The following is a 25,675-nucleotide window of genomic DNA, read 5'->3' as shown; positions in this document are numbered from 1 at the left end:
CGAACCGCGCCAGGAACTCCTCACGCAGCCGGGCGGACTCCGCCCGATGCACAACCCGCCCCACAACGGCCACGGTCGCTGCAACTCCTCATGATCGAGGTGTTGCAGCGACCGCTAGAACCCGAGCACCGCTGCCGGGGCCTTCGCCGTCGTGGTGTCATGCGAGTGGCCGGACCCGGGGCGGGCCGGCGGGAGTCAGTGCGACGGCCGCCGCGACCGCCCGCGCACGGCACTCAGCCGCTGGCTGAGCGCCTCCAGACTGGCCAGGTCGTCGCCCGTGGCGAACAGATCGATGTAGGGCATCGCGGCGGCCATGCCCTGAGCGATCGGCTCGTAGCCGACCAGGCCCTTCAGCGGGTTGAGCCACACCACCTCGCGGGAGAGCCGGTGCAGCCGGTCCATCTGCTCGGCGAGGAGGTCCGGCTCGCCGGTGTCCAGCCCGTCGGAGCAGACGATGACGACCGCCCCTCGCAGCACCTGGGTCTGTCCCCAGCCGTCCACCAGGGCCTTCACAGCGTCCCCGATCCGGGTCCCGCCGTCCCAGTCGAGCACCGCCTCCGAGGCGGCCCGCAGCGCCGCGTCCGGTGTGCGGGTGCGCAGCTGACCGGTGATGCGTGTCAGCCGGGTGCCGAAGCAGAACGCCTCCCAGCCGTCGTCGGAGGACAGCGCGGCGTGCGCGAAGATCAACAATGCTCGCGAGTACGCCGACATGGAGCCGGAGATGTCGAGCAGCAGCACCAGCCGGCGGGGGGTCAGACGGCGCTGGTGCCACTGGATGCCGGCCGCCTCACCGTCCGGTCGCATCGAGCGGCGCAGCGTGCGGGCCATGTCCAGCTCGCCGCGCCGACTGCTCCGCCGCCGCCGGGTCCGCCGGGGCGGCATGCTCCACGTCAACTCGCGCATCAGTTCCCCGAGCCGCGCGAGCTCCTCCTCGGTGCAGAGCTCGAAGCGCTTGTAACGCAGCTGCTCGACCCGGCTCGCCGGCGAGACACTCGCCGTCCCGGTGCTCGACGCGGACCCGTCAGGCGTCTCCAGCGCGACGTCCGGGACGCGGGCCACCATCCGGGGCATCGGCGTGCGCTCGGTGGGGAAGCCGGCCCCGTAGTGGGCGAAGAAGGCCCGGTCGTAGGGCGGGGTGTCGGCCGGGCGCGAGACGAGCACGGCCCGCCCGACCCAGTACGTCGCCTCCGGTGAGGTGAGCGCGATCGCCCGCGCGAAGGTGGCCAGCCGGGCCGGCTCCACGGTCAGCCCCTCGGCGCGCAGCCGTCGGCCGAAGGCGGCGACGTCGTCGACGAGGGTGCTCAACCGGTCGGCAGGTCGAACATCGGGCGGATCTTCCACATGTCCTCCCGGCTCTTGGCCACCCAGCCGAGCGTGGCCAGCGCGGCCTCGCCCTCGGCGCGACTGGCGCCGAGCAGCGCCATCGCCCGCGCCCAGTCGATCGCCTCGGTGGCGCCCGGGGTCTTGGTCAGGTCCATGTCGCGCAACGCGGCGATCGCCTTGGCCACCGACCGAGCCAGCTCGTCGTCCACCCCCGGCGCCCGCAGACGGATGATCTGCGCCTCCCGCTCGACATCGGGGAAGTCGATCCAGTGGTACATACAGCGCCGCTTGATGGCGTCGTGCAGTTCCCGGGTCCGGTTCGAGGTGATGATCACGACCGGCGGCTCGTCGGCGGTGAACCGCCCGATCTCCGGGACGGTCACCCCGAAGTCGTCGAGGACCTCGAGCAGGAACGCGTCGAACTCGTCGTCGGCCCGGTCGAGCTCGTCGATGAGCAGCACCCGCGGGCCGCTCTCCCGCACAGCCCGCAGTAACGGCCGCTCGAGCAGGAACTCGGGTCCGTAGAGCTCGGCGACGCTGTTGCCCGAGTTTCCGTTGTCCTGCTGCCAGGCACGTACCTGGAGCATCTGCCGGGCGTAGTCCCACTCGTAGAGTGCCTGGGAGGCGTCGATGCCCTCGTAGCACTGCAGCCTGATCATCGGACCGCCGAGCATGCGCGAGAGCGTCCGCGCGACCTCGGTCTTGCCCACCCCGGGCGCGCCTTCGAGCAGGATGGGACGGGACATGGTGAGCCCGAGGTAGAGGGCGACGGACAGTCCCGGGTCCGGGATATAGCTGTGCTGACGAAGGGCTGCGTCCAACTCGCTGATGCCGTCGGGAAAGCCCGGGGCCCGGAGCGGGGTGACATTGGAGGTCGTCAACTGTCGTCCTTTCACAGGGGCTCTCGTGCGGGCCCGCTCACCGGACTCGGTCTGCCCGCTCCGCGCCTGCGCAGCTGTGCGACGCGAGAGCCGGCCGGGCACGACGAGACCGCTTGTATACCATCGCCGAGCGGACCGCCGCGATCACCCGACCGGGACCGGGTCCCGCTCGCCGCAGCCGCTCGTTCCGGTCCTCGACGGGCCGCCTGCCGCCCAGCGCGCCGATGTAGCCGGCGTCGGTGTTCACCGCCGCCAGGAGGGCCGGCTCGTCGAACTTCGGGTCGTGGGTCAGCGCCAGCACCGCGTCCCGGGGCCCCAGCGTCCTCGTGGCGAGGGACCGATCCGGCCACTGCCGCACCACCCCGGCCGAGCGGGCGAACCGCGGCGACCGGATGAAGGTCTCCCGGGCATCGCAGGTGGTGACCGCATAGCCGAGCGCTGCGGCCATCGGTGCCGGTGCGGCGGAGAAGTCGATCGCCCCGAACAGCACCATCTGCGGCCGCGGAGCGCGCACCCGCATGTTGCGCTCCCCGTCGATGAGCATCACCGCACCCGGTTCCAGGGGCGCTGATCCGGCGCTGTCCACCAGGGTCCCGGCGACCACGGTCCGGGCCTCGGTGGTCCATTGCGCGGTGACCGATGCCCGTGCAGCGGCGATCGTCATCCGTGCTCCTCTCCAGCGATCCCGCTCCCTCAGCGGCCGCCGCGGAAGATCCGGTACAGCGCCACCGCCATGACGAGCGCCAGGCCGGCCGGGACGAAGCGCTTGGCCACCGACGCGCCCGCCACCTCGACGAGATCCACCGGTTCGGTACCGACCGTCGCGCTCTGGCTTTGGCTTTGGTTCGGGGCGGCCGGCTCCGGGCCGGGGTCGGCCAGCACCTTCTTCTCCAGGTCGTCGGCGAACTTGGTGAGCAGTCTGCCGGCGACCTCGGCGAGGATGTTCCGGCCGAACTGCGCCACCCGTCCGGTGACGTCCAGATCGGTCGTGATGGTCGCTTCGGTGACGCCGCCGCGGGCGGCCAGGCTGCCGGTCACGTCCGCCCTCATGGTCCCCGCACCCCGCCGCTCGCGACCGGCGGCCACGGCCTTGACCGTCCGGGCGACCGCGTCGCGCTCGACGACGGTGATGTCCACGTCGTACTGCACGGTGACGGCACCGACCTTGATCTTCATCCGGCCGCGGTACCGGTCGCCGTCAGCCTCGGTGAGGACGAATCCCGGAATGTAGGGCGCGAAGCGTTCGACGTCGTTGAGGACGTCCCACAGGGCGTCCACCGGCGCGGTGACCGTGAACGTGTTCCTCAGTTGCATCGGCTTGCCTTCGGGGTCGTGGTGAGGCGCAAGGGGGCGTCAGATCGTTCCGGCGGCGGCCAGCGCAGCCAGTTGGTCGTCATCGAGGCCCAGCAGTTCGCGGTACACCTCGTCGTTGTGGGCGCCGAGCTCCCAGGCGCCGGTCGGGCCGGGGTCGCCCGGTGTCGCGGAGAGCTTGGGCACGACCCCGGGCACGGTGAGCGGGCCCACCTCGGGGTCGTCGACCTCGATGAGCATGTCCCGGTCACGGAACTGCGGGTCCTGGAAGATGTCGGCGATGGAGTTCACCGGCCCGTAGACGACGTCGGCGGCAACGAGGATCCGGTCGATCTCGGCGGCGTCGTGCTGCGCCGTCCACTCGCTGATGATCGCGTCCAACTCGGCCATGTGCTCGACGCGTCCGCCCAGGGTGCGGAACCGCTCGTCGGCGAGCAGGTCGGCCCGGCCGATGGTGTGGCAGAGTCGCCGCCAGAGGTTCTCCCCGTTCGCGGCGATGACCACCCACTTGCCGTCCCGGGTGCGGTAGACGTTCGAGGGCGCGACGTGCGGCAGCACCGTCCCCGAGGGCTCCCGGACGACGCCCAGCTTCCCGTAGTCGGGCACCATCGACTCGAGAAGTGCGAAGCAGCTCTCGGTGATCGCGGTGTCGATGACCTGGCCGCAACCGCCGTTCGCGTCCCGGTGGTACAGCGCCATCAGGATCCCTTGTGCCGCGGACATCGCCGCGAGCGAGTCGCCCAGGGAGATCCCGGCCCGGGGCGCGGCCTGCCGGGGGAAGCCGTTGATGTAGCGCAGCCCCCCGACGGCCTCCCCGGCGGAGGCGAAGCCCGGCCGGTTCGCGTAGGGGCCGGTCTGTCCGTAGCCGGAGATGCGGGCGATGATCAGCTTGGGGTTCCGGTCGTGCAGCTGATCCGGTCCCAGGCCCCACTTCTCCAGCGTTCCGGGCCGGAAGTTCTCCACCAGCACGTCGCACTCGTCGAGCAGCCGCAGGCAGAGTTCGCGCCCCGCGGGCTGCCGGACGTCCAGCGTGATGAGCTTCTTGTTGCGGGATTGGACCGACCACCACAGCGCCCGTCCCTCGTGACGGTGGACCCCCCATTCGCGCAACGGATCCCCGGAGCCGGGCAGCTCGATCTTGATGACCTCGGCGCCGAAGTCACCGAGCATCCGGGTGGCGAACGGTCCCGCGATGATGGAGCCCAGTTCGAGGACACGGACCCCGGCGAGGGGTCCGGTCCGGACGGCCGCGGTCGTACTGCCGGCGAGCCCGGAGGGCTGGTGGGCGCGGCTCACCGGTGCGAACCGGGGCGGTCGGGGGCGGCCCGGCACGGCAGCGGCTTCTCCAACCCGGGAGCGGGGCCCCGCAGCAGGGGGCCGAGCGAGAACGAGGCAGGCATGGGCAATGTATACACGCTCGGGCGGCGCGTGTATACACGATTTCGGGCTCCGGATCGTGCCCGCCGGTCGGAAGCGCAGGACGAACAGCCCGCGGAGTACACGGCGAGGGACGGGCTCGACCGAGCCCGCCCCTCGCCGTGCTGAGCGACGGACCTACTGCTTCACCGGGTCCGGTTCCGTAACCGGCGTCGTGGCCTCAGGCCGCTTCGCCCCAGCGGTCCGCCCGGCATCGGCTCGCGCCGCCCGCAGGAAATCGGCGCTGGTGATCCCGCAGGCCGCGCAGATGGCTGCGTGATCGGGGGTGCTGGGATCGCGATCCATCTCCACCGCGGTGTAGGAGTGCCCGCAGCGGTGGCACTTCACCCGCGCCTCCCAGATGTCCGCGACCTCGTCGCGGGGATCTCCAGGACGATCGAGCAACCAGCGGCCGGGCAGCTTGCTGGCCGCCAGGTACAGCACGACGCTCAGTACGAGCGTGACCAGGGAGGACCAGGTCGCGCCGAACCGGCCGCCGAGGGTGAGCAGCAGGATCCCGCAACCCGCGGCCAGGAACCAGGCCGCCAGGCCGGGGGTGACGGCCTTGACCCGGCCCGGCCGGAATTCCGGCAGCCCGTTCTTGTCTCCCCTCCGGTTGAGCGCGACGTGGGTCAGCGCGACCCCCACCCAGGCGATGATGAACACGGCCTGCCAGGCCAGCGCGGCCAGCAGGTAGCTCAGCACGTCGGTCAGCATCAACAGATAGGCCAGGACACCGGCCACGAGCAGCCAGGCCACTCGCGGCATCCTGACCCTGAAGACCCGGCTGAAGAAGGCCTCCAGGTTGGTGGACGCGAGGTAGAAGTTCGCGGTGTTGATCCGGGTCTGCGTGGCCAAAATGAACAGGACACCGAAGATGCCCATGAGGTCGACGATGCCGGTGACGACCGAGCTCTCCGACAAGGGGCCGTCGGTCGCGAGGCTGTCCACCAGGAAGATCCCGGCGAGCCCGTTGACGAGGAATGCCAGGAGGTAGAAGACCGGGCCGAAGGTGACAACGCCGTGGAACGTCTCGTCCTGCTTCCGGCCGAACCGCGCGAAGTCGATGGTGAACATCATCAGGATGGCCATGCCGAGGTAGGTGACGAAGGCGAACAGCCAGCCGGGTCCGGCGAGCGCGGGGGCGGCCTCGGGGCCGCGGGTCAACCAATCGGAAGAGGCGGTGTCGCTGCTCGCGGCCAGCACCACGGCGGCCACCAGGCCGGCCATGTAGAACGGCAGCAGGACGCCGTTGAGCTTGTCCAGCCAACGCCGGACGCCGCCGACCACCAGCGGGATGCTGTAGACGACGACGGCCAGATACCAGATCTCGAGAGCGCCCCCGAAGTACCGGTGCAGGGCGACGGCCACCACCGACCCCTCGAACACCGCGTAGTAGATCGCGGTGCCGGCGAACAGCAGCGAGGCCAACGCCGCTCCACCATGCCCGAACAACCGCCGGGACAGTAGCGCCACGGTCAGTCCCGTCCGCGCCGCATAACGCGAGAAGAGGAAGTTCGCGGCGGAGAACGCGATGGCCGCCAGTGTCATCCCGATGAGGGCGTTCACCGTGCCGACTGCGAGCGCGACGACCGCGGCGGTGACCAGGTAGACGACCCCGCTCATCATCGCCCACCAGGCCATGGTCAGCGAGAAGCGGCCGCTACGCCAGGTCATCGGCATGATGTGCGTGGTGTAGTCCTCGGTCGCTGCGTGCCGCACGACATGCTCGTCATCGGTGTAACTCACCTCGAGCGGGCCTTGGATCACCCTGTCGAGATCTTGTGACATCGCATCCTCCTTGATGGGATCGATGAGAGGCAGAGCTGGGCTTCCGGCCTTCGAGCGTGCCGACGCTCCGGGCCGTGGGGTGCGGATGAATGCATCGGGCCGTCCGATGCGGCCACGTGAAGACGCGCTGAATGCCGGTGATGGGCCGAGCGGGCGCGTATCGAACGTCGGGGACAACGCGGCCCGGTCCGGGCACAGCCGTCGGGCCGGGGGTGAGGTCATCCATCCTCCGCCGGCGAGTCGCCGGTCAGTGCGGTGGCGACACGATCCGAGCAGCGGTCTGATGTCGTTCCGGCCGAGTGGGGATGCACACCGACCCGCCGCGCGCGGCGAGCTTCCAGAACGCTCGACACGTGCCATTGATCGGGATGGGCCGCCAGAGGCGGTTGCGCAGTCAGTTGCGGTGGGCGCGGTGCAGTGAAGAGCCGCCCGGTAGCCCGGGCGGGGCTTTCGGTGGGGGCTCACGAGCGAGTGAGACGCGCATGGCGGGGAGCGTATACACGAAACTCTTGTGTGTATACATTGCTGGCCGGATCTGCCACACTGTGCCTCGTCCGGCCGCCGCGACCCGCTGCGTGGCCCGGATCTGGCACCGGGCCGCACCGCGGTCAAGGAGGAAAAGCATGACATCAGCGCCGGACGCCACACAGTTCGACAGCCGCCCCGAGGCGCCCACACCCCATTGATCGGTTGACGATCCAGGGGGCGTGTTCCGGGGAGCTGCCCACGCATCGACGTCCGCTCGAGGGCGATGTGTGGGCGCTGGTTCGGCGCGTTCCGTCGCGGCGGCCGGTCACGGCGTGGCAGGGACGTGAGCGGCATCCGCCAGCGGACCCGCAGGCCCGTCGGTCTCCGGCCGATCCGATGCGATCGGCTCCGACCGATAACCCCGTGACGCGCACCCGAAGCGGTTCAGAAGGAGGTCCAACCGCATGATGCGCTTTCTCTGCGACACAGCGGAGGTCCCGGCAGGCGAGACGAGGTCCGTCCGCCTCGAGGGGATGCCTGAGCTCGTCGTGTGCAACGTCGACGGTGAGTTCCATGTCCTCGCCGCCACCTGTAGCCACGGCAAGGCGTCACTGGCGGACGGCCGGCTGTTGGGGTGCGAGGTGGAATGCCCGCTGCACTCCGGGCGGTTCGACGTGCGCACGGGCCGAGCGACACGACGGCCGGCGAAGAGGCCGGTGGCGGTCTACGAGTGCGTGGTCGAGGGCGGCGACCTGTACGTCTCCGATCCTGCCCCCGTGGATTCCGACCTCGCCGTCGCGCTCCGGCGCGAACCGGCGAGCGTGCCGCCGAAGCGATGACTGTGCGAGTGATGCCGGCGCCCGCGCCCCACGAGTCGGACGGGACGCCCGTGGACACCAGACCGAACGCCACGACCCGTCACCACCAGAAGTCAGTGTGCAGGAGGATCCCATGACCTATGTAGGCGAACGCGCGGATGCGCCGGAGGCCGCCGAGACGTACCACCGTTGGAGTCGGCGGTATCCCGAGCTGGGCACCGGTCCGATCTCGACCGAGCGCTTCCTCTCGCAGGAGCAGTTCGACCAGGAGCGCGACCGGGTGTTCGCCAAGTCCTGGCTGAACGTCGGCAGCACGCAGGACCTGGGCGAGCCCGGCGCGTTCTTCGTGCGCGACATCGCGATCCTCGGCGTCTCCCTGCTCGTCGTCCAGCAGGACGACGGCGACGTCCAGGCTTTCCACAACGTGTGTTCGCACCGCGGCAACAAGCTGATCTGGGAGCCAGACGGCACCTGCCCCGGGCAGTTCGCGTGCCGGTTCCACGGCTGGGGTTACGGCCGTGACGGTGCGCTGGAGACCGTTCCCGACGAGGAGAACTTCCACTTCCCGGACAAGGGCCAGCTCGGCCTGGTCCCCGTCCGGACTCAGGTGTGGAACGGCTTCATCTTCGTCAACCTCGATGCCACCGGGACCGAGTCACTGGATGACCACCTGGCCGGGCTGGGCGAGAGCCTGCGGGACTTCCCGTTCCACGAGCTGAAGCTGTCCTACCGCTTCGACATCCGCGAGCGAGCGAACTGGAAGGTCGCGCTCGACGCCCAGAACGAGATCTACCACATCCCGATGCTCGCTCCGCTGCACCGGTTCCTGGGCACCGCCTTCGCGTCGAACGACGACGGGTACACCCGGCTGCAGGACTTCGAGAAGTGGGGACCGCACACGGTCTACTGCTCCGACGTCGACCCCGACTACGTCCCGACGCCGGCGGAGGCCGCGATCCAGGCCGCGTGCCCGGACTTCAGCGCTCCGCGCCTTCCGACGCGGGCCCCGTTCGCCTTCCACGTGCTGTTCCCCAACATGGTCGTCGCCTTTCTCGGCAACTCCATGTTCACCTACAACTTCTGGCCGATCGGCGTCGACGAGACCGTCTGGGAGATCCGTTTCCACTACCCGCATCCGCGGACGCTGGCCGAGCGGGTGGCGATCGAGCAGATGAAGTCCCGGCTGCGCGACGTGCTGTGCGAGGACCAGGTCGGTCATGAGGCGCTGCAGGTTGGCCTGCGGTCGCGGGCCCGCCCGGACTTCGTGCTGCAGGACCAGGAGATCCAGATCCGCAGCTTCCACAAGTCCCTCGACGAGCGCATCTCCGGAGCGTCCCATGTCTGAGCACACCCAGCCCGCCCCCGCGGTGCTGCCCAACGGCTTCGAGGACCTCGCCCGGTTCCGGGACTGGATGGTCCCGACCGATCGCGAACGCGTGGAGCGCCGACTGTCAGTGCCGTTCGTGGAGGTCAAGGCGTTCTACGACGAGATCCTGCCCGAACTCGACCGGATCCTGCCCTACCTGCAGACCCGCCCGCCGACCGACATGTCGCAGGAGGACGCGAACCTGCTGAACCTGGCGCTGTCGCTGGTGGAGGTCGCGAACGCCGTGGAGATCTACAACCAGGGACCCGTGATGGACGGCGGCGACCTGCGATCGTTCGTCTCGGTGATCGACAAGCCGCTGGAGGCAGGCAGTGCCGCCTAGTTCGAAGGTGGCCTTCATCTCCGGTGGTGGGTCCGGGATCGGCCGGGCGAGTGCGCTCGCATTCGCCCGGCTCGGGCACGCCGTGATGATCGGCGACGCGGACGCGGCCGCGGCCGCGGCGACCGCGAAGGAGATCACCGAGGCGGGCGGGTCGGCCGCCGGTGTCCAGGTCGACGTCAGCGACGAGGGACAGGTCCGGGACGCGGTGGACGCGACGGTCTCCGAGTTCGGCCGGCTGGACTCGGCGGTCAACAGCGCCGGCATCCAGGGGGAGTTGGGGCCGGCCGGCGAGTGCAGCACCCCGAACTGGGAGCTGACCCTGGCGGTCAACCTCACCGGGACGTTCCTGTGCATGCGGGAACAGATCCGCGTGATGCTCCCGCAGGGAGCAGGTTCGATCGTGAACATCTCGTCGAACTTCGGCCTCGTGGGCAAGAAGGGTATCCCCGCCTACTGCGCGAGCAAGCACGGAGTCATCGGGCTCACGAAATCCGCGGCGCTCGACTATGCGGCGCACGGCATCCGGATCAACACGGTATGCCCGGGCCCGACCACGACACCGATGTTCGACAAGATCGTGGAGGAGTCCGGGGACCGCGCGCGGACCATGCTGCAGGAGGTCGAGAGCAGCGTTCCGATGGGCCGGCTGGGCATGGCGGACGACATCGCGGCCGCGGTGACCTGGCTCTGCTCCGACGCCGCCTCGTTCGTCACCGGCACAGCCATGCCGGTCGACGGGGGGTTCGTGGTCGGTTGACGGTGCTCGGCGCCGGAACCTGTGGCGCCCGCTCCCGGCGGGCGTGGCCGGGCCTTTCGACGTTGAGTCGTGGTGCGGCCGAAATGCGGAGAACGGAGAAGGATTCATGCTGATCAAACGCCGGAACGGCGAACTCATTCTCATCGAACAGGTCGTGCACGCCCACATGGCGGCCGAGATCGCTGCCCACTGGGGCAACGAGCAGTTCGCTGCCCCGCGGCCGCAGGACAAGGCATGCCTCGCGGCGGCGATGCACGACGACGGGTGGCGTGAGCCGGATTCGATCCCGCTGTTCAACGAGAAGGAGGCGCGGCCGCTGCACTTCCTCGAGATCGGGATGGAGGATCACGTCAAGCTCTACGGCCGGGGGGTCGACGAGGTCTTTGCCGCCGATCCGTACGCGGGCCTGTTGGTGTCGATGCACTGGACCGGCCTCTACCGCTCGCGCTGGGGGATGCAGGCCGGGCGCGTCGAGTTCGGCGACAACGTGCGCCAGGACGAGGCCGTCCTGGCCGAGGAGCAGCGCTGGATCGACGTCAAGCGCGAACTGGTCCGTGACCAGCGGCGCAGCGATCTCGAGCTGAGCCTGTGGCACAACTACGACCTTCTCCAGACCTGGGATCTGCTCTCCCTCTACGCCTGCGTGTGCGACACCGTCCCCGACGACGGCCCGGTTCGCCAGGTCTTCGAGACGCTCAAGAGCATCGACCACGTGCCGGGCGTGCGCACGATCCCGTCGGTTCCGGTGTCGATCGGCGGGGAGCGGGTCGAGATCACCCTCACCGCGGTCGAGCGCGGGGTGGTCGCCGTGGATCCCTATCCCTTCGACGTCGACGAGCTGACTGTCGGTGTCACCGCCAAGGCGATTCCCGACCGTCGTTACGACAGTGCCGAGGAAGCCCGTCAGGCTGTGGCCTCGGCCCGGGAGGAAAAGGTCGGATGCCGGTTCGTGCGCTCCTGAGCACAGCCGCCCGGACCGCCGTTCGTCACGACTTCGAAGGGTCAATGAATTTGAGCAAGGCATGCAGTCCCGTCGGACCCCCGCGGAGCGCGCTCTGCGATCGAGCCGGGCGCGCGGTCCGATGACGGGGACCCCGACCGCGCGGCCCCGACCGCGCCAAGGAGAGCAGCCCGTGACCGTGCTGACCGAGCCCGACGAGGGTTCGGCCGAGATGCCGGTGGCCTACATCCGTCTCTACAGCGATGCCGAGGGCCATTCGCGGTTCGAGGATGTCTCGCCGCTCGGCCGGACCACCGGCGTCGTCGAATCCGACCTACGGGCCACGTTCTCCGAACCCATGCCGGCCGACTGGGTCGTGTTCCGCCACGTCGTGCACGAGGCCGACGACAGTCGTCCGCACAACGCCCCGCGCCGGCAGTTCATCATCATGCTCAAAGGTGAGTGCGAGGTGGAGACGTCCACGGGGGAGAAACGCCGTCTCGGCCCGGGCAGCGTGCTGCTGACCGAGGACACCGAGGGGCTGGGCCACATCACCCGCCGGATCGGAGAAGGGGACCGATTGACGCTGCTCATCCCACTAGGTCCTGAGCTGTAGCAGGATCGCTGCAGTAAATTGGCATGTATGCAGGCTTCGGGGGATGTCGACACCGGTGGTGCCGCGGTCAGTCGGGGAAAGCCCGGTGCGGACCATGAGGTGGACGGGGTGGAAGCGCCGTCGGCGGTAACCAGCGTCAAGGGCAAAGAGGCCTATCAGGCGCTGCACCGGGGCATCGAGACCGGGCACTACCCCGCCGGTATGCGGCTGCTCGAGGTCAAGTTGGCCGACGAGCTCGGGATGTCGCGCACACCGGTGCGAGAAGCCATCCGGCAGCTCGCGCGCGACGGCTTCGTGGAGATCGTCCCCAACCGCGGCGCTACGGTGCGGGGCTGGACGCCGGCCGAGGTCGAGGAGGCCTACGCGCTGCGGGCGGTGCTGGAGGGGTTCTGCGCCAGCCGTGCCGCAACCCGTATGGACCGCGCCGCCGTCACCCGGCTGACCGAGCTCCACGCCGAGTTCGAGCACGAACTCGGCGTGGAGCAGCCGGACGTCGAGACCCTGATCCGGCTCAACGAACAGTTCCACCGGGCGATCGTGGCGGGGAGCGGCAACGCCAAGGCGATGGAAGTGGTGCCGCACGCCGCGGAGGTCTCCCGGAGCATCAAGCACGCCTTCTGGTCGTCGCACCGGATCCGCCAGACAGCGCTGGTCTATCACCGGGAGATCGTCCAGGCGATCCGCGCCGGTGACCCGATCCGGGCCGAGGCCGTGGCCCGCAGCCACGTGTTCTCGGTGAAGGACTTCCTGTTCGATTACCAGCGCGACGTGCTCGACGCCGGCGAGGCCCCCGACCTCGACACGTGAGACGGCGGGCGGTCCCGGCCGATCAGGGGAACGCGCCGGCCCGGGGGAGCAGAGCCGGTACCTCGTGACCGAGTTGGTCGGTCAAGAAGGCTGACACGCCCATCAGCGCCGTGAGGTCGAGTCCGGTGTGCAGCCCCATCCGCTCGGCCATGTAGACGAGATCATCGGTCGCGATGTTGCCCGTCGCGGCCGGCGCGAACGGGCATCCCCCGATACCGCCGACGCTCGAGTCGAGCACGCGCACGCCCTCGAGGAGGGCGGCGAAGGCGTTGGCGAAGCCGGTGTTGCGCGTGTTGTGGAAGTGGAAGCGCAGCCCGGGGCCGTCACCTACGGCCGACCTGATCTGCTGGCTGAGCTCACGGACCTGGTTCGGGGTGCCCACACCGATCGTGTCCGCCAGTGCCAGTTCGTGCACTCCGGCGGCGGCACCGTTGCCCGCGAGCTCGACGACCCGGTCCAGGCTCACCTCCCCGTCGAACGGGCAGCCGAACGCCGTCGCCAGGGTCAGGGTCGTGAAGAGCCCCCGGGAGCGCGCCTCGTCGATCACCTCGAGCGCTGCGGCCATGGCCTCGTCGGTCGAGCAGTTCTGGTTGCGCCGGCTGAAGGCCTCGCTGGCGCACACGACCACGTTGACCTCGTCCACGCCCGTTGCCAGGGCCCGCTGCAACCCCCGCTGGTTCAGGATCAGCCCGGCGTAGGAGACGCCCTCGACCCGCGGAACCCCCTCCATCACGGCTTCGGCATCAGCCATGGTCGGAACCAGCCGTGGATGGGCGAAGGAGACCGCCTCGATTCGCCGGGCCCCCGCCTCGATCAGCCGACGGACGAGTTCGATCTTCGCGTCGGTCGGCAGGATCCGGGCCTCGTTCTGCAGCCCGTCGCGGGGGCTGACCTCGACGATGGTCACATCCATAGTCACATGGCTCCTCAGGCACGACCCGGGCGAGAGACCGATCGGATCAGGTCCGGCCCGGAGCAAGCGCGACCGCGGTTCAAGGTGCGCAGCGTATGTATACACGTTCTCGTTCGTGGGTGTTGACCTGTCCGGGGCCGCGTATACAATCTGTCTGCCGCGCCGGACGCCGGCCCCACGGCCGGCGCGGTCAAGGATCTGGAACGGTTCGCGACGCGTTTCGTGATGGGAGCCGTCCGAATCAGCTACCTACCCAGTCGCCCCCGTCGAATTCCCTCGACGGCCTGATCTACCTGCGGCCGAACCCGCCCCGCCGAGCGTCTGGGCCGAGTTCCCCATCGATCGAGGAGTCGGAAGTGCAGTCGGAAGTGCAGGTAGAAGCAGGGCACACAGCCCCCGCAGACTCGGAGGCGCTGCGCCTGGTGGTTCGGCTGCGATCCCGGGAGGCCGACGGGGTCGTCGCGCTGGTGCTCGCCGATGCCGAGGGCGCAGAGCTGCCGGAATGGGAACCGGGCGCTCATGTCGATGTGTGCCTGTCCGGCTTCACCCGGCAGTACTCGCTGTGCGGAGACCCCTCGGATCGCCACCATTACCGGCTCGGTGTCCTGCTGGAGCCGGCAGGACGGGGCGGCTCTCAGCTCATCCACGAGATCTTGTATCCCGGCAGTGCTGTCACCGTTCGGCCACCCCGTAACCACTTCCCGTTCGCCGTCGCGGACGACTACCTCTTCATCGCCGGCGGGATCGGCCTCACCCCGCTGTTGCCCATGATCGCGCGAGCCGAGGCGGAGGGTCGTCGCTGGCGGCTGGTCTACGGTGGACGGACTCGAGCGTCGATGGCCTTCCTCGGCGAGTTGGCCGCCTACGGCGACAAGGTGCAGGTGGTACCGCAGGATGAGCACGGCCTGCTCGAGCTGACCGATCTGCTCGCGGTCCCGGGCGAGAGGCACGTGTACTGCTGTGGACCGGAGCCGCTGATCGAGGCGGTGGAGCGACTGTGCGCCGGCTGGCCGCCCGGGCGGCTACACGTCGAGCGCTTCACGGCTCGGGCCGCGGACGGCGAGGACGAACAGACAGCGTTCGAAGTGGAGTGCGCGGAGTCCGGGGTGACCGTGACCGTGCCGCCGGGGCAGAGCATGCTCGATGCCCTGCTCGCGGCCGGGGTTGACCTGAACTACGACTGTCGCGAGGGGACCTGCGGTACGTGCGAGCTCGATCTCCTCGAGGGACTCGCCGACCACCGCGACGCAGTGCTCAGCTCGGAGGAGCGCAACGCCGGTGAGCTGATCTTCCCGTGCGTCTCCCGCGCGCGCTCTGACCGGCTGGTCGTCGACGCCTGACAGGAACCAGCGTCACAACCGCCTCATGCGGATTCGACAGGAGGAGCTCGACCCGGGATGGATCAACAAACGAGCGCTGTATACACACGCGCAGGCTTCGGGCAGCCGGTCCGCCTCGGGACCCGGCCTGCCGTCCTCGTGGTGGACCTGATCTACGGGTTCACCGACCCCGGCTGCGTGCTGGGCGCGGATCTGACGGAGCAGGTCCAGGCGACCCGGCAGGTTCTCGACGAGGCGCGCGCCCGCGGCTGTCCGGTCGTGTTCACAACGATCCAGTACGAGTCCAACCTCAGGGACTGCGGCCTGTGGCTGCAGAAGCTGCCCGGGCTCGCCGTGCTGCAGGCCGGCCGTCGTGAGGTCGAGGTCGATGCCCGGTTGGGGCGGGCGGCGGAGGAGACGGTCATCGTCAAGAAGGGGCCGTCGGCGTTCTTCGGCACGAACCTGGCCTCGGTCCTGATCTCGCAGCAGGTCGACACCGTCGTCCTGTGCGGGGCCTCCACGAGCGGATGCATCCGGGCGACGGCGATCGATCTGCTGCAGTACGGGTTCCCGACGCTGGTGCCGCGGGAGTGTGTCGGTGATCGTGCGCAGACTCCCCACGAGGCCAATCTCGTCGACATCGACGCCAAGTACGCGAACGTCACCTCGTTGCAGAACGCCTTGCAGTACCTCGGGGCCGTCGCGACGCCGGCCGGGAGCGCGGCCCTGTGACGGGGCGGGCGCAGAACCGGGCGGACGACCAGATTGCGGACGAGGAGATCGTCAACCCCGCGCCGCGCACCGTCACGGTCTGGTCCGACATCGGCTGCCCGTGGGCGAGCCTGGCACTGAACACCCTCCGGTCGCGGATGCGGGAGCGGGGTGAGGAGGCCTTCATCGATCACCGCTGCTTCCCGCTGGAGCTGTTCAACTCCCGGCCGACCCCGAAGTTCATCGTCGACGCCGAAGTCGTGATCATCGCGGGTCTCCGGCCCGAGCTGGGCTGGAAGCCGTGGACCGCCCCGGACTGGACCTACCCGGTCACCACGTTGCCGGCGATGGAGGCGGTGCAGGCCTGCAAGCGCCCGTCGGTGGGTGGGCTGCGGGCCAGCGACGAGCTCGACGGCGCGCTGCGGGAGGCGTTCTACGTCCACGGCCGGTGCATCAGCGTCCACTCCGTGGTGCTGGACGTAGCCGAGCAGTGCGAGCACGTCGATGTGCGGGCCTTGGCGGCGGCGCTGGCAGAGGGCGCAGGCCGGGCCGAGGTGCACGCCCAGTGGCGGGTCGCGCAGCGCCCGGAAGTGCGGGGGAGCCCCCAGCTGCTCACCGCGGGCGGGTACACCACGCACAACCCCGGCGCGACCTACCACTGGACGGCCAAGCCCCCGGAGGGGTTCCCGCGCCTCGAGCACTACCGAACCGATTGGGCGGACGAACTGCTGGACGCCCTGATCACCCACCCGTGCACCGATGAAAGGGAACTCCCATGAGCCAGCCGTCCGATCCGGTCGTCATCGTTGCGACCCTGCAGCCCCTTCCGGGGCGGGAAGCGGACGTGGAGGCCGCCTGTCGCGAGGCCGTTCGCGCCGTGCACACCGAGCCTGGCTGCGAGCGCTTCGCGCTGCATCGCGGGGTCAACGGGTCCAGCAGCCTGGTCCTGCTGGAGAAGTGGAGCTCGGCGGCCACGCTCGACGACCACACGAAGGCGCCGGCCTACGCCGAGCTCGGCGCGAAGCTGAGCGGAGCGCTCGCCGGGCCGCCCGATGTCGTCTACCTGCAGCCGCTGCCCGACGGCGACGACCGGCTCGGCGTGCTGTAGCACCACCGGTCCCGGATCCGAGCGCCCCGCCGGCACCGCCGGCGGGGCGCTCGGCATCTGCCCGACGGGCGGCTCGGTCCTCGGCGACGCCGAGGACCGGCCGTCTCCTCTGCGCGGCTCATCACATCGTTCCTCACGCAGGAGGATGGGGGCCGTCCTCATCGCTCCGGGATCCTCGGCGCTGGCGTGCCGGGCCAACGCTGGGCGCGCGACCCGTTCTGGCCGCAGGCTCAACGAGGAGACTGATGAAACCAGCCAGTTTCAAGTACGCGTGTCCCACCTCCGTGCAGGAGGCGGTCGGCCTACTGCAGCACTTCGGCGATGACGCGAAGGTGCTGGCCGGTGGCCAGAGCCTGGTACCGATGATGAACGGTCGCCTGGCACAGCCCGATGTGCTCATCGACATCAACCAGATCGCCGAGCTGCGGGTACTGGAGGTCAACGGCGGCCTGCGCATCGGGGCGGGTGTACGCCAGCGCACCGCCCTGGAGTCGCCCGACGTGCAGCGCGTCGTCCCGGTCATCGCCGAGGCGCTGCGTCATGTAGGGCACGTCGGCATCCGAGCGCGCGGAACCGTCGGTGGCAGCATCGCCCATGCCGATCCGGCCGCGGAGCTGCCGACGATCATGCTCGCGCTGGACGCGACGATGACGGTCACCGGCGCCGGCGGGCAGCGGACCGTGCCGGCGGAGGAGTTCTTCCGCGGCGTCTTCACGACCGCGGTCGAGTACGACGAGCTGCTCACCGGCGTCCACGTCGCGGTTCCCGGGCCGGCGTCGCGCTCGGCGTTCGTGGAGGTCTCGCGGCGGCGCGGGGACTTCGCGCTGGTGGGCGCCGCGGTCAGCCTCGAGCTGATCGACGGGGCGGCGCGCCGGGTGCGGATCGCGCTGAGCGGGGTCGCCGACCGGCCGGTCCTGGCCCACCGGGCGCAGGAGTTCCTGGAAGGCAGGGACCCACACGATCCTGTGGTGCGCGAAGAGGCCGGCCGGCTCGCCGCGGCCGATCTCGATCCGGCGAGCGACATCCACGCGCCGGGCAGCTATCGGAAGAAGGTGTCCGCCGTCCTCGTGAAGCGGGCCTTGAGCAACGCCGTGAACGGGGAATGAGGGCAGCGATGTCGACAGTTTCGGAGAACCTGCAGCCGGTCGTCGAGGACGAGATCACGATCGAGGTCACGATCAACGGGAGCCCACGCAGCGGCCGTGCCGAGCCGCGCCTGCTGCTCGCCGACTTCCTGCGCCAGCAGTTGGGCCTGACCGGTACCCACCTCGGATGTGAGCACGGTGTGTGCGGGGCGTGCACCGTCCTGATCGACGGTGAGCCCGTGCGGTCCTGCCTGATGTTCGCGATCCAGGCCAGGGGCGCCGACATCACCACCGTCGAGGGGCTGGACGACGACGGCGAACTGCACCCGGTCCAGCAGGCCTTCCATGCCAAGCACGGCCTGCAGTGCGGCTTCTGCACGCCGGGCATGGTGCTGACCTGCAAGGCGCTGCTGGACCACAACCCGACGCCCTCGGAACCGGAGATCCGCGACTTCCTGTCGGGCAACATCTGCCGTTGCACCGGCTACGTCGGCATCGTCGAGTCCGTCAAGGAAGCGGCGGCTGCCGGACGGGGCGTGTCGCCGGCCGCCCCTGCGTCCACGACGACCGAGCGCTGAGAGGAAGACCGACATGACCGTCACCGAACCCCTCACCGTTCGGCCCCCGCAGTACGTCGGGGCCCGCGTGCTGCGTGTCGAGGACAACAAGTACCTGATGGGGCGCGGGCGCTATCTCGACGATCTGGCCCTGCCCGGCATGCTGCAGGCCGCCTTCGTCCGCAGCCCGCATGCACACGCACGGATCGCGAGCATCGACATCAGCGCCGCCAAGGCGCTCAAGGGCGTCGTCGAGGTCCTCACGGGCGCCGAACTGGCGAAGATGGGAACGCCCCTCGTCGCCGACCTGCAGCGCGAGGAGGTGCTGCCGGTCGGGAAGGAGCTCCTGGCCACGGACAAGGTCCGCCATGTCGGCGAGGCGGTGGCGATCGTCATCGCGGAGTCGCGCTACCTGGCCGAGGACGGAGCGCAACTCGTCTCCGTGGAGTACGAGCCGCTGCCGGCGCTGGTCGACCCGGAGCAGGCGCTCAGCCACGGGGCCGTGCTGCTGCACGATGACGTCCCGGGCAACAACGTCGCCCACATCGAGTTCGACAGCGGCGGTGTCGAGGAGGCCTTCGCCAAGGCGGACCGCGTCTTCACGAAGCGCTTCCACGCCGGTCGCCAACATGCCGCGCCGCTCGAGACGCGGGGCGTCATGGCGGACTACAACCCCGGAACCGGGCATCTCACCATCTGGTCGTCGACCCAGCTCCCGCATTTCCTGCGCACGCTGATCGCCCCGCACCTGCAGATGAGCGAGCGGCACCTGACCGTGATCGCTCCGGACGTGGGCGGCGGCTTCGGCCTGAAGTGCCATGTCTTCGTGGAGGAGGCGATCATCCCGCTGGTGGCCAAGCGCCTGCGGCGGCCGGTGAAGTGGGTCGAGGACCGCGTCGAGAACCTGGCGGCGAGTGGTCACGCCAAGGAGATCGTGATGGACATCGACATCGCGGTCACGAACGACGGGCGGTTCCTGGCCTTCCGAGGCCGCTACATCGGTGACTGCGGGGCCTACTCGGGCTACCCGTGGACGGCGCTGATCGACCCGCTGGCGGCGGCCAACCTGCTACCCAGCCTGTACGACGTGCGTGAAATGTCGTTCCAGGTCGACGCGGTGCTGACGAACAAGTGCCAGACGACGGCCTACCGCGGACCCGGCATGGCCCCGGGCCACCTGGCCCGCGAGACGCTGATCGACGACATCGCGCACGAGCTGGGCATGGATCCGGTCGAACTGCGGATCAAGAACTGTATCGGCCCCGAGCCGTACGTCACGGTGAACAACATGCGCTTCGACGGCGGTAGCTATGTCGAGTCGATCCGCAAGGCCCAGGAACTGGTCGACTACGACAGGTTCCGGGAGGCGCAGGCTGCGGCGCGGGCGGAGGGCCGATACCTGGGGATCGGCTTCAGCCCGTTCGTGGAGGCCGGCACGTGGGGTTCCGAGGGTGCGAAGGCGCTCGGGTTCCCGGCCGAGTTCTACGACACCGCGAGTGTGACGGTCGAGCCCGACGGCACGGTGACCGTGACCACCGGCACCTTCAACCACGGGCAGGGGCATCACACCAGCCTGGCCCAGCTCGCCGCCGACCGTCTCGGGGTCCGGATCGAGAACGTGCGCGTCGTCGACGGGGACACCTCGAAGGCGGTGTGGGGGGCGGGCACCTACGCCAGCCGGTCCGCCGTCGTGGCAGGCGGCTCGATCCTGTACGCGGCCACCGAGGTGCGCAACAAGCTCCTCGCGCTGGCGGGCAGCCTGCTCGAGGCGAGCCCCGACGACATCGAGCTGTACGACGGGCAGGCCAGCATCAAGGGAGTGCCGGAGAAGAGCCTCCCGATCGCCCAGCTCGCGGGGGTCGGCTACTTCGGCGGCGCGCTCCGCCCGGAGGGCCAGGAACCGACCCTGAGCGCCACCCGCTACTACGATCCGCCGCAGACCTACAGCAACGGGGTGGTGGTGGCGATCGTCGAGGTGGACGCCGAGACCGGCCGCGTCGACCTGCAGCGGGTGGTGGCCGTCGAGGACTGCGGGACGATGCTCAACCCGCTCATCGTGGAGGGCCAGGTGCACGGCGCCGTGGCCCAGGGCATCGGTGCGGCGCTGTACGAGTCGCTCGAGTACGACGAGAGCGGCCAACTCCTGTCGGGGACGCTGATGGACTTCCTCTACCCGTCCTCGACCGAGGTGCCGACGATCGAGGTCTCGCACATCGTGACCCCGTCGCCGGTGACCGAGGGAGGCATGAAGGGCATGGCCGAGGGCGGCACGATCGCCGCCCCGGCAGCCGTGATCAACGCGATCGCGGACGCGCTCACCCCGTTCGGCGCGGTGATCCGTCACGCGCCGGTGCGACCGGCCGACGTGCTTGCGCTCATCGAGGCCGGCCGGGCCTGACCACACCGGCGGCGGCCGGTGGGCCGCCTCGCGCGAGCGAGCCTTCGAACCTCCCGGCGCCCTCGATCCCTGAGGGCGCCGGGAGGTTCGTAGGTCGGCCGCCGTCGTGGCCGCCCATGACCCCGCCGACGCCGTACCGAGAGGGAGCAGTGCAGGACGACATGTCGTGGCCCCCCGCGGGGTCGAAGGACGGGAGTCCGGCACCTGTGCCGACTCGCGACCGGCCCACGCCACACTGCGCATTCGAGGCGGCCTTCGCCGCGGCCCCGATCCCCGGCGCGATCGCCGAGACCGGCGGCGAGCATCGGTTGGTGGCGGTGAACCGCGCGTTCGCCGCGCTCCTCGGCTACCGGACCGCCGATCTGGTGGGCATCCGGCTCGCCGAGGTCGTCGCGGCCTCCGACGTCGCGGCGCTCCGGCGATGCCTCGTCGCACTGGGCCGGGACGAGTCACAGATCGGACCACGGACCATGCGGTGGATCCGTGCCGACGGCGGTGCGGTGGCGGCCGACACCCGCTTCGACGGCAGTTCGACCGGTCAGGCGATCGTGTTCCTGGAGGGCGGCGCCGATGCCGGCTCGCCGGGCGACGTGCGCGACACCCGCAAGCTCCTGCAGGACATCATCGACGGTGTCCCGGCGCTCGTGTTCATCAAGGACCTGCAGGACCGCTACATCCTCGCCAACCGGCGGACCCGCCAGCTGTTCGGCGGCGAGTGCGTCGGGCTCACCGATCAGGACATCGCGACGATCGAGGAGGCGCAGCAGTTCCGCCGACACGACGCCGAAGCACTGGCGGCCGGTGAGCCCCGCGAGTTCGAGGAGTGGGCGCTGCACAACGGCGAGCAGCACACCTACTACTCGCTGAAGTTCCCGTTGCTGGACCGGCAGAACCGGCCCTATGCCCTTTGCGGGGTGTCCACCGACATCACCGCGCTCAAGCGGGCTGAGACGGCGGCCCGTGAGGCCAGGGACGAGGCCGAGCGGGCGAACCGGGCCAAGAGCGAGTTCCTGTCGCGGGTCAGCCACGAGCTACGGACCCCGCTGCACTCCATCCTGGGCTACTGCCAGCTCCTACAGGTCGAGGGCCTCGGGCTGGACATCCCGGCCACCGCCGGTCGGATGGCGAGGGCCGGCCACCACCTGCTCGAGCTGATCAACGACCTGCTGGAGGTTTCGCGGATCGAGCAGGGACAGGACCGCATCCGCCTCGAGCCGGTGCACGCCTGCGATCCGGTCAGCGAGGCGGTGGACATCGTGCGGCCGCTGGCCGCCGCCCGCGACATCGAGTTCGCCGTCAACCTGCACGGGGGCATCCACGAGTTCGTCTCCGCCGACCGGCGGCGCCTGCACCAGGTCTTGCTCAACCTCATGTCGAACGGCATCAACTACAACCGGCCGGGTGGGGAGGTGCGGGTCTCGTTCCGCCGGGTGGCCGTCGATCGCCTGCGGTTTCTGGTCTCCGACACCGGTTCCGGTATCCACAGGCAGGACTTCGAGCGGGTGTTCATGCCGTTCGAGCGGATGAACGGGCAGGACCAGCACCCGGAGGGGGCCGGGCTCGGCCTCGCGGTGTCCAAGGCGCTGATCGAGGCGATGGGTGGAACCATCGGCATCGAGAGCAGCCAGACGGGCCGCGGAACCACGTTGTTCGTGGAACTGCAGCTCGTCGCGGCACCGGCCAACGCGCACGAGATCGTCTTCGGGGCGCGGCAGGAGGAGGCGATCGGCCGTACACCCCTGCGCGGGCGGATCCTCTACATCGAGGACCACGCGGCGAACTTCGAGCTCATCGAACAGGCCCTGGGCCGGGCCGCGGACCTCACCCTCGTCCCGGCGGCCTGTGGTGAGATCGGGCTGACGCTGGCGAGAGAGCTCGTCCCGGATCTGATCCTGCTCGACCTGCATCTTCCCGACCTGCCCGGCGAGACGGTCCTGGTCCGGCTCAAGGAGGATCCGCACACGGCCCACATCCCGGTCGTCGTACTGTCGGCGGACGCCACACCGAGTCAGATCACGCGCGCCCGGGCGGCCGGCGCCGAGGAGTACCTGACCAAGCCGCTGGATCTTGTGCAGTTCGTTCGCGCCGTCGCAACCGCGCTAGGCGGCGGCCCCGAGGAGAAGGCGTATTGATCATGAAGTCGGTAAGCCCGGGGCAGGGGCGCGTCGGTGTGATCGTGGCCGACGACCACCCCCTCTACTGCGACGGTCTGGTGCGCGTGTTGCGCGAGCGCGCCGAGATCGATGTGCTCGCGCAGGCCGAGGACGGGCGCAAGGCCCTCGAGTGCATCCGCGAGCTGCGTCCCCAGGTCGCCGTGCTCGATCTGTCCCTGCCCGAGATCGACGGCCTCGGCGTGCTGGATGCCGTCAAGCGGGAGGCGCTCCCGACCAGGGCCCTGTTCGTCTCGGCGCAGGAGGACAGTGCGACGATCTACCGGGCCATCTCCTTCGGTGCCGACGCCTATCTGCCCAAGAGCAGCAGTGCCGCCGAGATCGTGAGCGCGGTCCTCGCCGTAGCGCGCGGGGAGACCGTCATCTCGCCGGCCATTCAGTACGGGCTGGCGCGGGAGATCCGGCTCCGCCGCCCCGCCGACGACCGGCCGGTGCTGAGCCCGCGCGAGCTCGAGGTTCTCCGTCTCGCCGCGGACGGCTTGAGCGCGGTCGAGATCGGGGAGCGGCTGCATCTGAGCAAGACCACCATTCGCACGCATCTGCAGCACGTCTATGACAAGCTGGGCGTCGCCGATCGTGTCGCCGCGGTCAGCCAGGCCCTGCGCCGAGGCATCCTCAAGTAGGCGGCACACCCTCATCCTCAGGCCGGATCCTCCTCGCGATCGTCGCGTTGCAGGATGGGCGATCCGGCGGCGGCCGAGCAGCGTGGGCATCAGACACCGACGCCGACGCAGATGAGGCCAGATGCCGGTAGCTCGCGATCCTTCCGTCCCGGCGGCCATCGGGCGCAATCGGATGAGCGCCGCCGGGCGCTCGTTGCACGCGGTCGACGCGATCGTCGAGGACGCCCGGGTGGACGTCCTGTTCCGACAGGCCATGGGCCGGTTGGCGTCCGGTGTGGTCATCGTGACGTGCTATGTGGACGACCGCCCGTGGGGTATCACCGCCACCGCCTGCTGCTCGATCTCGGTCGACCCGCCGCTCCTGCTCGTCTCGCTGAAGTCCTCCACGGTGAGCGCGTCGGCGATCCAGCGGACCGGCCGGTTCGGCGTCAGCCTGCTGGGAGCGAGGGCGCTGGACGCCGCCAAGTTCGCCTCCCGTCCCGGTCAGCCGAAGTTCATCGACGACTACTGCACTCCCTGCGAGCCCGAGGGCGCCTCGGCGACGCCGATCGTCCGGCACGCCGCCGCGCACGTGGACTGCGCCGTGAACCAGGCCCATCCAGCGGCCGACCACCTCCTGTTCATCGGTGAGGTGCACGCGGTGCTCCTGCAGTCGGCCGACCGTCCGCTCGTGTACTGCTCGCAGAGCTACCACGGCCTCGACGCGCTCGGTGAGCAGGAGCAGCGATCGTGAGCCGCGCGCTCTCCGGTTCCGGCCGCCGCGGCGGCCCGCTGCGCGAATCAACCGTCAACAGCGAGTCCTCCAGGACAGGAGCGAAGTGATGCTGGATGGAATGACACCGGCCGGTTTCATCGGACTGTGCGAGCACGTTCTGCGGCTCTGCGCCGTGAACGAGGCGGAGACCGTCGCGGTGCTCTCACAGGGCGACGAGCGGCAGGACTACGCCGATGCGTTCATGACCGCTGCCCGGCAGCTCGGCGCGGCCACGTTCCAGGTCCGTCTCCCGGACCCGCTGCCGTCGGTGGGCCCGCCGGGGGGCGACGGATTCGGTGTCACCCCGCTGGCCGGGAACCGTGCAGCCATCGATTCGCTCAAAGGCGCGGACCTGGTGATCGACCTGCTGTTCCTGCTGTTCTCCAAGGAGCAGCTGGAGATCCAGGAATCGGGTACGCGCATCCTGCTGTGCGTGGAACCGGTGGCTCATCTCGCGCGGATGCTGCCGACACCGGACCAGCGGCGGCGCGTCGAGGTGAGCGCCGAGTTGCTGTCCAGGGCGAGGAGCCTGCGGTTCACGAACCCGGCCGGGACCGACGTCGTCTACGACCTCGGCCACTATCCGGTGCTGACCGAGTACGGCTACACCGACCTCCCGGGTCGCTGGGACCACTGGCCGTCGGGCTTCCTCGCCACCGGTGCATCGGACGTGGGGGTGAACGGTCGGGTCGTTCTCGACCGTGGCGACATCCTCACCCCGCCGTTCGGCAGATACGTCGACGAGCCCGTGGAGATCACGATCTCCGACGGCTACATCGACGAGATCCGCGGCGGTGTCGACGCCGACCTGTTCCGGGACTACATCAACAGCTTCAACGACGACCGGGGACGCGCGATCTCGCACATCGGGTGGGGCTGCAACGAGAACGCCCGGTGGTCGGGCCTGGCGCACGACGGGCGGGGGATCGGTATGGAGAGCCGGGCCTTCTACGGGAACGTGCTGTTCTCGACCGGGCCGAACCAGGAGCTGGGCGGGCCGAACGACACCCCGTGCCACCTCGACATCCCGATGCGCAACTGCAGTGTCTACCTCGACGACGAACCGGTCCTGGTCCACGGTGAGTTCGTCGTCCCGGAACTACAGGTTCGACAGAAGCGGGTGCTGAACCGCTAGGTCCGATCCTCGGCGGTGAATCCCCCCGGGTCCTCCGCCCGCACCATCAATCCGATCCTCTCCC

The 25,675-nt window shown here is 69.8% G+C and carries 25 protein-coding genes; 18 read left to right on the top strand and 7 right to left on the bottom strand.

What is annotated here, in order from left to right:
- Positions 1–195: 195 nt before the first annotated feature.
- From HF519_RS10670 to HF519_RS10645, 6 genes are all read right to left on the bottom strand, one after another.
- Positions 196–1,305, bottom strand: coding sequence for a vWA domain-containing protein (locus tag HF519_RS10670; RefSeq protein WP_169412669.1), 1,110 nt, complete (start codon positions 1,303–1,305; stop codon positions 196–198).
- Positions 1,302–2,204 carry an AAA family ATPase gene (locus HF519_RS10665; RefSeq protein ID WP_246243060.1) on the bottom strand — a complete coding sequence of 301 codons (903 nt, stop codon included), beginning with the start codon at positions 2,202–2,204 and terminating at the stop codon, positions 1,302–1,304. The genes HF519_RS10670 and HF519_RS10665 overlap by 4 nt, the downstream gene beginning before the upstream one ends.
- Positions 2,205–2,241: 37 nt before the next feature.
- Complete coding sequence (locus tag HF519_RS10660; protein WP_169412667.1) at positions 2,242–2,868, bottom strand: XdhC family protein; 627 nt, start codon at positions 2,866–2,868, stop codon at positions 2,242–2,244.
- 29 nt (positions 2,869–2,897) lie between these two features.
- Positions 2,898–3,518: an SRPBCC family protein gene (locus HF519_RS10655; protein ID WP_169412665.1), complete on the bottom strand. Its 621-nt coding sequence runs from the start codon at positions 3,516–3,518 to the stop codon at positions 2,898–2,900.
- A 39-nt stretch (positions 3,519–3,557) separates the two neighbouring features.
- The gene (locus tag HF519_RS10650) at positions 3,558–4,811 is read right to left on the bottom strand and encodes a CaiB/BaiF CoA transferase family protein (RefSeq protein ID WP_169412663.1); all 1,254 of its coding nucleotides are present in this window, start codon (positions 4,809–4,811) and stop codon (positions 3,558–3,560) included.
- Between the two features lie 258 nt (positions 4,812–5,069).
- The gene (locus HF519_RS10645) at positions 5,070–6,680 is read right to left on the bottom strand and encodes a purine-cytosine permease family protein (RefSeq protein ID WP_169412661.1); all 1,611 of its coding nucleotides are present in this window, start codon (positions 6,678–6,680) and stop codon (positions 5,070–5,072) included.
- 974 nt (positions 6,681–7,654) lie between these two features.
- Between HF519_RS10645 and HF519_RS10640 the strand changes: the two genes are divergently transcribed.
- The 7 genes from HF519_RS10640 to HF519_RS10610 all read left to right on the top strand — a co-directional run bounded on the left by HF519_RS10640 (position 7,655) and on the right by HF519_RS10610 (position 12,837).
- Entirely contained in the window at positions 7,655–8,029 is a 375-nt protein-coding gene (locus HF519_RS10640; protein ID WP_169412659.1) for a non-heme iron oxygenase ferredoxin subunit, read from the top strand.
- A 112-nt stretch (positions 8,030–8,141) separates the two neighbouring features.
- Positions 8,142–9,353, top strand: coding sequence for an aromatic ring-hydroxylating oxygenase subunit alpha (locus HF519_RS10635; RefSeq protein WP_169412657.1), 1,212 nt, complete (start codon positions 8,142–8,144; stop codon positions 9,351–9,353).
- The gene (locus tag HF519_RS10630; protein WP_169412656.1) at positions 9,346–9,717 is read left to right on the top strand and encodes a hypothetical protein; all 372 of its coding nucleotides are present in this window, start codon (positions 9,346–9,348) and stop codon (positions 9,715–9,717) included. The genes HF519_RS10635 and HF519_RS10630 overlap by 8 nt, the downstream gene beginning before the upstream one ends.
- Positions 9,718–9,724: 7 nt before the next feature.
- The gene (locus HF519_RS10625; RefSeq protein ID WP_312860035.1) at positions 9,725–10,474 is read left to right on the top strand and encodes an SDR family NAD(P)-dependent oxidoreductase; all 750 of its coding nucleotides are present in this window, start codon (positions 9,725–9,727) and stop codon (positions 10,472–10,474) included.
- A 106-nt stretch (positions 10,475–10,580) separates the two neighbouring features.
- Complete coding sequence (locus tag HF519_RS10620; RefSeq protein WP_211169841.1) at positions 10,581–11,435, top strand: DUF3891 family protein; 855 nt, start codon at positions 10,581–10,583, stop codon at positions 11,433–11,435.
- A 172-nt stretch (positions 11,436–11,607) separates the two neighbouring features.
- Entirely contained in the window at positions 11,608–12,030 is a 423-nt protein-coding gene (locus HF519_RS10615) for a cupin domain-containing protein (protein WP_211169840.1), read from the top strand.
- Between the two features lie 108 nt (positions 12,031–12,138).
- Positions 12,139–12,837, top strand: a complete 699-nt coding sequence (locus tag HF519_RS10610) for a GntR family transcriptional regulator (RefSeq protein WP_169412650.1) — start codon at positions 12,139–12,141, stop codon at positions 12,835–12,837.
- 22 nt (positions 12,838–12,859) lie between these two features.
- On the opposite strand, the gene HF519_RS10605 is transcribed toward HF519_RS10610, so the two are convergent.
- Positions 12,860–13,750: a hydroxymethylglutaryl-CoA lyase gene (locus HF519_RS10605; protein WP_169412648.1), complete on the bottom strand. Its 891-nt coding sequence runs from the start codon at positions 13,748–13,750 to the stop codon at positions 12,860–12,862.
- A gap of 356 nt (positions 13,751–14,106) precedes the next feature.
- Here HF519_RS10605 and HF519_RS10600 point away from each other — a divergent pair, with 356 nt between their 5' ends.
- The 11 genes from HF519_RS10600 to HF519_RS10550 all read left to right on the top strand — a co-directional run bounded on the left by HF519_RS10600 (position 14,107) and on the right by HF519_RS10550 (position 25,611).
- Positions 14,107–15,090: a PDR/VanB family oxidoreductase gene (locus HF519_RS10600; RefSeq protein ID WP_312860034.1), complete on the top strand. Its 984-nt coding sequence runs from the start codon at positions 14,107–14,109 to the stop codon at positions 15,088–15,090.
- Between the two features lie 57 nt (positions 15,091–15,147).
- Positions 15,148–15,801 carry an isochorismatase family protein gene (locus HF519_RS10595; RefSeq protein ID WP_169412644.1) on the top strand — a complete coding sequence of 218 codons (654 nt, stop codon included), beginning with the start codon at positions 15,148–15,150 and terminating at the stop codon, positions 15,799–15,801.
- The gene (locus HF519_RS10590) at positions 15,798–16,559 is read left to right on the top strand and encodes a DsbA family oxidoreductase (protein WP_211169839.1); all 762 of its coding nucleotides are present in this window, start codon (positions 15,798–15,800) and stop codon (positions 16,557–16,559) included. Before HF519_RS10595 ends, HF519_RS10590 begins: the two co-directional genes overlap by 4 nt.
- Complete coding sequence (locus HF519_RS10585; protein WP_169412642.1) at positions 16,556–16,888, top strand: putative quinol monooxygenase; 333 nt, start codon at positions 16,556–16,558, stop codon at positions 16,886–16,888. The genes HF519_RS10590 and HF519_RS10585 overlap by 4 nt, the downstream gene beginning before the upstream one ends.
- Positions 16,889–17,133: 245 nt before the next feature.
- Positions 17,134–17,994, top strand: coding sequence for an FAD binding domain-containing protein (locus HF519_RS10580; protein ID WP_169412640.1), 861 nt, complete (start codon positions 17,134–17,136; stop codon positions 17,992–17,994).
- Positions 17,995–18,002: 8 nt separating this feature from the next.
- Entirely contained in the window at positions 18,003–18,551 is a 549-nt protein-coding gene (locus HF519_RS10575; protein ID WP_169412639.1) for a (2Fe-2S)-binding protein, read from the top strand.
- 13 nt (positions 18,552–18,564) lie between these two features.
- Complete coding sequence (locus HF519_RS10570) at positions 18,565–20,928, top strand: xanthine dehydrogenase family protein molybdopterin-binding subunit (protein WP_169412637.1); 2,364 nt, start codon at positions 18,565–18,567, stop codon at positions 20,926–20,928.
- Positions 20,929–21,134: 206 nt separating this feature from the next.
- Positions 21,135–23,060, top strand: coding sequence for an ATP-binding protein (locus HF519_RS10565; protein WP_169412635.1), 1,926 nt, complete (start codon positions 21,135–21,137; stop codon positions 23,058–23,060).
- Between the two features lie 2 nt (positions 23,061–23,062).
- On the top strand, positions 23,063–23,722 hold the full coding sequence (locus tag HF519_RS10560) for a response regulator (RefSeq protein ID WP_169412633.1): 660 nt from the start codon (positions 23,063–23,065) through the stop codon (positions 23,720–23,722).
- A 172-nt stretch (positions 23,723–23,894) separates the two neighbouring features.
- Entirely contained in the window at positions 23,895–24,455 is a 561-nt protein-coding gene (locus HF519_RS10555) for a flavin reductase family protein (protein ID WP_169412631.1), read from the top strand.
- An 88-nt stretch (positions 24,456–24,543) separates the two neighbouring features.
- On the top strand, positions 24,544–25,611 hold the full coding sequence (locus tag HF519_RS10550; protein ID WP_312860033.1) for a 2,5-dihydroxypyridine 5,6-dioxygenase NicX family protein: 1,068 nt from the start codon (positions 24,544–24,546) through the stop codon (positions 25,609–25,611).
- Positions 25,612–25,675 lie beyond the last annotated feature (64 nt).

The sequence above is a fragment of the Pseudonocardia bannensis genome (assembly GCF_012911875.1).
Taxonomy (GTDB): domain Bacteria; phylum Actinomycetota; class Actinomycetes; order Mycobacteriales; family Pseudonocardiaceae; genus Pseudonocardia; species Pseudonocardia bannensis.
This window is presented reverse-complemented; position numbering and strand designations above follow the sequence as displayed.